Annotated in this window: 8 protein-coding genes; 5 read left to right on the top strand and 3 right to left on the bottom strand. The window is 62.7% G+C overall.

Annotated features, from left to right (window positions below):
* The coding region (locus tag CMI59_RS11640; protein ID WP_293328425.1) for an autotransporter domain-containing protein at window positions 1-672 on the top strand (672 nt) is incomplete at its 5' end.
* A 3-nt stretch (window positions 673-675) separates the two neighbouring features.
* On the opposite strand, the gene CMI59_RS11635 is transcribed toward CMI59_RS11640, so the two are convergent.
* The 3 genes from CMI59_RS11635 to CMI59_RS11625 are packed head-to-tail and all read right to left on the bottom strand — an operon-like array spanning window position 676 to window position 2,442.
* Window positions 676-1,191, bottom strand: a complete 516-nt coding sequence (locus CMI59_RS11635) for a DUF2269 family protein (protein ID WP_293328424.1) — start codon at window positions 1,189-1,191, stop codon at window positions 676-678.
* A gap of 42 nt (window positions 1,192-1,233) precedes the next feature.
* Window positions 1,234-1,776, bottom strand: a complete 543-nt coding sequence (locus CMI59_RS11630) for a VOC family protein (protein WP_293328423.1) — start codon at window positions 1,774-1,776, stop codon at window positions 1,234-1,236.
* A 3-nt stretch (window positions 1,777-1,779) separates the two neighbouring features.
* On the bottom strand, window positions 1,780-2,442 hold the full coding sequence (locus tag CMI59_RS11625; RefSeq protein ID WP_293328422.1) for a carboxymuconolactone decarboxylase family protein: 663 nt from the start codon (window positions 2,440-2,442) through the stop codon (window positions 1,780-1,782).
* A 73-nt stretch (window positions 2,443-2,515) separates the two neighbouring features.
* On the opposite strand from CMI59_RS11625, the gene CMI59_RS11620 reads away from it, so the two are divergent.
* From CMI59_RS11620 to CMI59_RS11605, 4 genes are all read left to right on the top strand, one after another.
* A complete protein-coding gene (locus CMI59_RS11620; RefSeq protein ID WP_293328421.1) occupies window positions 2,516-2,986 on the top strand; it encodes a MarR family transcriptional regulator in 471 nt (156 codons plus the stop codon).
* Window positions 2,983-3,855, top strand: coding sequence for an isocitrate lyase/PEP mutase family protein (locus CMI59_RS11615; protein ID WP_293328420.1), 873 nt, complete (start codon window positions 2,983-2,985; stop codon window positions 3,853-3,855). The genes CMI59_RS11620 and CMI59_RS11615 overlap by 4 nt, the downstream gene beginning before the upstream one ends.
* A 14-nt stretch (window positions 3,856-3,869) precedes the next feature.
* Complete coding sequence (locus CMI59_RS11610; RefSeq protein WP_293328419.1) at window positions 3,870-4,298, top strand: PaaI family thioesterase; 429 nt, start codon at window positions 3,870-3,872, stop codon at window positions 4,296-4,298.
* A 321-nt stretch (window positions 4,299-4,619) separates the two neighbouring features.
* Window positions 4,620-5,968: class I tRNA ligase family protein (locus tag CMI59_RS11605; RefSeq protein WP_293328418.1), on the top strand; the 1,349-nt coding region annotated here is incomplete at its 3' end.

The following is a 5,968-nucleotide window of genomic DNA, read 5'->3' as shown; positions in this document are numbered from 1 at the left end:
GGCGTCGCCTATCCGCTCGCCGATGACTGGGAAACCGGCGCGATCCTGACATGGGAAGAAACCCATCGCACGGCGACCGCGTCGCGCGCCGCGCTGAACGGACGGGCATGGCTCGTCACGCCCTACCTCGCATGGGTGCCGGAACGGCATACGCGCATTCGGGTGTATGGCGGTTATGGCTGGCGGGAAGACCGGGTGGAAAAGCCGGAAGGTGCGGAACGCTATGCGGGCGAGGGCTGGCTGAGTGGGGCGGGCGTTAGGGCGCGGTGGAAGCTGGACGAGGAGGGACGTTTCGTCTTCACCCCGTCGGGCAGTCTGGATGCGTCGCGGATCGGTGTCGCCGCATACCGGGACGGGATCAGTGAAACCCGTATCCGCAAGCGCGCCACCGGCAGGGGCCGCCTGACGGTGAAAGTGGCGCCGACGGAATATTTCGCCGCCATCGAACCCTATTCCTCGATCTCGTCACAATGGCGGCTGGACCGGATCGTCTATGGCGCCGCTGCGGGAGGAGTGGCCGCCACGCGTCATTTCATCCATACGGTGGAGACCGGGGTAAGGCTGAAGGCGAGGGCCCTGCCTTTCAGCACCAGCCTGCGCGCGCGCCTGTCCGATACCGATGACGAGGCGGAAGAGGTTCGGATCGGCTGGCGCTTCAACTGGCCGCTCTAGGCGTCAGAACGGTTTCACCACGGCCAGAAAGATCGCCGTTGGAATGGTGGTGACCACCAGAACCGTGCTGACCCGCAGGAAGCGCCAATGAAAGGCGATAGCGGCTTCGTAGGAGTCCATATCGCCTGCGAGCCGCATCTCGCGCTTCGGCCGGGAAAAATGCGAGATGCGATAGTCCACGATCTCCATCGGAATGAAGACGAGAAGGACGAGGGTGAGTTTCGCCGCGAGCCAGCCCGAGCTTTCCGGCGACCAGCCACCGAGCCAGAGGAGTGTGAGCCCGGTCAGGAGCACCATCGGAAAGGCCACATGCTCCAGCACCACGCCCCGGTCGAAGGCCTCGATCATCCTGTTGCGATGCGCGATGGCGTCTGCGTCGTCGGGATTGTCGAGCGCCTTGCGGAAGGCCGGCAGCACATAGTTCTGATAGGCGACGGCGGTCGAAAACGCCCAGATGGCGACAAAGATCAGGTGCAGGAACTTGATTTCGCCATACCAGGGCATAAGCAGGTCTTTCATCCTGCTTCCTCTCTTCTCGGCAATGGGTCCCGGTAGCGGCGGTCAGGCGTTGGCCGGTTCCTTGGCGCTCGCACTGTGCGTCAGGATATTCGCCGGCGGCTTGGAGAATGCCGGCTTCTCCGCCGTCAGCGCGGCGAGCGCATTCTTCCGGTCTTCATCGGTGAAGCTGCCGGTCGTCAGGCAGAACTCGACGAAATTGCCGTTCGGATCCTTGGTGTAGATCGAATAGCACCAGTTATGGTCGATCTCCAGCACGTCATGACCGGCATCGAGCCAGCGCTGTTTGCGGGCCTGCAGCTCGTCCATGTCCTTCACGTCGAAGGAGATGTGGTTGATATGGTCGGGCACGCCTGCGGCCTTGGAGAGGTTGGTCTCGAAATTCTCCGTCCCCGGCATATCGTGCATTTCCCAGAAGGCGATGAACTTGGAATCGTCTTCCATGCGATAGAAGAAATGTTTGGCCCACCCGCCTTCGGGCGACGGTCCCACTTCAACCTTCACGAGCTGGAATCCCATCACGCCTTCATAAAAGTCGTGGATGGCTTTCATGTCGCGCGCGGCAAGCGCCAGATGATGATAGCCCATCGCTCAGTTTCCTCCCTTTTGCGTGTCTGCCTTGTCCGTGTCGACCATGCTCATCACGTCGGCCGAGTTTCCCTCCGGCGCGTCGACCTCGACGATTCTTTCATCGACATCGTCATATTCGAGCCGGAGCGCCTTGCTCATCGTGGCGTGCATTTCGTAGGTGCAGGTCACATAGGTGAATTCGAGGATCTCTTCGTCGGAGAGATATTTCTTCATCTCGTCGAAGATCGCTTCCGGTACGCGCCCGCCCTGCAACACCAGGCAATCGGTATAGGCAAGAAGCGCGCGCTCCACGGGCGCCCAGCAATTGGCGATCGGCCAGTGCGGAATGGCCTTGATCTGCTCCTCGGTGAAGCCCACATCGCGGCAGGCCTTGCAGTGCTGCGAAAAGACGAATTGCGAGCCGCGGGTGAAACCGGCCCGGATCTGCCCCAGCTCGCGCAGCTTCGGATCGAGCTTGCGGTTCGGGCTCCGGTAGAACTGAAAGCCTTCCGTGGTGTGCTTGAAGGCATCCGGCACCAGCGCAAAGACGGTCCACCAATTGCCCGGCGTCCCCGTTGCCGTGCCCGGCTCCTTTACCGGGTCGCGATCGCCGAACAGCATCTTGTAAAGTTGCTGGGCGAACGGATCAGCATCCGCCTTTCCGACCTCTCTCAAACGCGGCATCAGGCTCCCTCCCATTGCGTTGATGGGAAAAACGTAAGATAAACTGACAGTATCCACAAGGGAGAAATCGCGCATGTCCCGCCAGACCGGCCTCTTGATGGCCCAGCTCCTGAACCGCTTCATGTGGTTCGACGGCGCGCTCCAGCGCAATCTGGACAAGCGCGGTTGGGGCGGTGTGCGCCGTCTTGAATCCATGACCATGATGTACGTGCAGGCCGGCATACGCCGTCCCTCGGAGCTGGCGCGGCTCATCGGCGTGACGCGGCAATCCATGAACACGGCGCTGCGCGAGTTGGAGGAAAAGAAGCTGGTCCGCCTGCTGCCCGACCCGCAGGACAAACGCTGCAAGATCGTGGAATTCGCCCCCGAGGGTGCTGCCATGCGGCAGGAGGCGCTCGACGTGTTAGAGGAACTGGAAGCGCTGCTGGACGAGAGGCTGGGAAAGGGGACGGCGGACAGGCTCGCCGGCATTCTCGCAGCCGATTGGGGAGAGGCGCCGCTGCTGGACGCGGACGGCGAGACGGAGAAGAAAGAAGCGATATGAGGAATGTGAAGACGCTGGACGATCTGCTGGCGGCCCCCGGCCTGATCGTGGCGCCCGGCGCCTATGATGCGCTGTCGGCGCGGCTTGCCATGCAGGCGGGCGCGGATGCGGTCTATATGACGGGCTTCGGTGTGGCGGGTTCGACGTTGGGCCTGCCCGACATCGGCCTGATGAGCGCAAGCGAGATGGTTGCCCGCGTTGCCGCGCTGGCGGAGGCCTGCGCGCCCGTGCCGCTCTTTGCCGATGGCGACAATGGTCATGGCGGCCCGCTCAACGCGGCGCGGCTGACACGCGCCTATGAACAGGCGGGCGCGGCCTGCATCCAGATCGAGGACCAGGTCTTCCCCAAGCGCTGCGGCCATATGGAGGGCAAGGAGGTGATCGGCCTTGAGAACGCCGCCGCCAAGATACGTGCTTGTGTGGACGCGCGCTCAAGCAAGGCTTTCAAGGTGATGGCGCGCACCGATGCGCGCGCGACGCATGATCTCGACGAGGCGCTCCGGCGCGGCGAAGCCTTTCTGGAAGCGGGCGCCGATCTCCTTTTCATCGAGGCGCCGCAGACGGAAGCGGAAATGACGAAGGTCTGCGAGACCTTCAAGGGGGTGCCGCTGGTTGCCAATATGGTGGAAGACGGCAAGACGCCCTATCTTTCCGCGCGCGAGCTGGAGGGGCTGGGCTTCAAGCTGGCGATCTATCCCGTATCGGCGCTTCTGGCCGTGACGGCGCGGCTGCAATCGGTCTATGCAACGCTTCTCAAGGGGGAGGGACTGCCCGCCGGTGAGGAACGGGTCACCTTCCAGCGCTATAACGAACTCATCGGCCTGCCGGACATGCTGGCCGAAGCGGCGAAACTCGCCACTGACGAATAAGACGAGGAGACGGTATGCCGAGCTGGGCCAATATCATGAAGCGGATCGCGGCGGGGGAGACGGAAAAGGCCCCGCCCCATGTGACGGCCCTCAATCTCTATTCGGGCGAGCTGACGGTGCTGGAGCCGGGCCGTATCCGCTTCGACTGGCCGGTAAACCCGGATTACATGAACCCGGTGGCGGTCTTCGGCGGTTATCTGGCGACGCTGGCCGACCAGACCTGCTCCTTCGCGCTGATGAGCATGCTGGAGGACGACAGGAACTTCACCACTGCCGACCTCCAGATGCATTTCTTCCGCCCCGTGACGGGCGGAACGCTCCATTGTGAGGGCCATGTGGTCAACAAGTCGAAAAACCAGGCCTATGTGGAGGCCGTCTTCACCAATGACGAGGGCAAGCTGTGCCTGAAGGCCCGGGCGGTAGAGAAGATCATTCCGGCCTGACCCGCCCCGTGTCATTGCCGGGCTCGACCCGGCAATCCAGCGCATAGATGTGCGGTATGCCGCTCTGGATGCCCGGATCAAGTCCGGGCATGACAATGTGGGGTGTTGCGCCCGTTACTGGACTGTTAGGGGTTCGGCTGCTAGAAACCGGCGCATGAAAAAGCTCGTTTCCATAGGGGCGGATGAGGGGCGCAAGCCCTGCATAGCGCCGCGAATTAGCCGCCCGGCGTGCCGCTGAGCGCCCCCATGACGAGGGGCCGGGGCACGGACCGGGACCCATCCTGAGCATTCGCGCGAACCCCGAACTTTCCGAGACCCCTCATGTCATCCGAAACGAAATCCGATTCCGACAACACTGAAGAAGCCGGCCGCGACTATCGCGAGACGCTCTTCCTGCCCAAGACCGACTTCCCCATGAAGGCGGGCCTCCCGAAGCGCGAGCCGGAATGGCTCGAGCGCTGGGAGAAGATGGACCTCTACAAGCGCCTGCGGGAAGAATCCAGGGGCCGCGAGACCTTCACCCTTCATGACGGCCCACCCTACGCCAATGGCAACATCCATATCGGCCATGCCCTCAACAAGACGCTGAAGGACATCGTCGTCCGCTCCCAGCAGATGATGGGCAAGGATGCCGCTTACGTGCCCGGCTGGGACTGCCACGGCCTTCCCATCGAGTGGAAGATCGAGGAGAAGTACCGCAAGAAGGGCAAGAACAAGGACGAGGTGCCGCCGCTCGAATTCCGCCGCGAATGCCGCGAGTTCGCCCAGAAATGGGTGGATGTGCAGCGCGAGGAGTTCAAGCGTCTCGGCGTGCAGGGCGACTGGGAGAACCCCTACCTCACCATGGCCTATGACGCCGAAGCGGTGATCGTGCGCGAGTTCCAGAAATTTCTGATGAACGGCTCGCTCTATCGCGGTTCCAAGCCCGTGATGTGGTCGGTCGTCGAAAAGACGGCGCTGGCCGAGGCCGAAGTCGAATATGCCGACCATGTGTCGCCGACGATCTGGGTGCGCTTCCCGATGGTTTCGCCGCCTGCCGAACTTGCCGGTGCGTCGATCGTCATCTGGACGACCACCCCCTGGACCATCCCCGGCAACCGCGCCATCGCCTACTCCGACAAGATCGATTACGGCCTTTATCGCATCGACGCCGTGAATGAAGGCTCGGCGGCGAAAATCGGTGAGAAGATCGTGCTGGCCGACGCGCTGGCGGCGGAGGTCTTCAAGGCCGCGAACGTGGAATCGTGGGAACGCGAGCGCCATGTCGATGTCGACATGCTGAAGGGCCTGGTCTGCGCGCACCCGTTTCGCGGTCAGGGCTACGAGTTCGACGTGCCGCTGCTGGCGGGCGATCATGTGACGGAAGAGGCCGGTACCGGCTTCGTCCACACCGCGCCGGGGCATGGTCAGGACGACTACATGCTCTGGGTGCAGAATTTCGGCTACAAGGGCATCCCGGAAACGGTGAATGAGGAAGGCACCTATTACGACGACGTGCCGCTCTTTGCCGGATGCTTCGTGCTGAACCGTCAGGGCAAGGACGGCAACGCCAACAAGACTGTGATGGCGGAGCTTGAAAAGGCAGGCGCGCTGCTCGCCCATGACAAGCTCACCCATGCCTATCCGCATAGCTGGCGCTCCAAGGCCCAGCTCATCTTCCGCAACACGGC

This window comes from Parvibaculum sp. (assembly GCF_002684405.1).
In the GTDB taxonomy this organism is placed as follows: Bacteria; Pseudomonadota; Alphaproteobacteria; order Parvibaculales; family Parvibaculaceae; genus Parvibaculum.
This window is presented reverse-complemented; position numbering and strand designations above follow the sequence as displayed.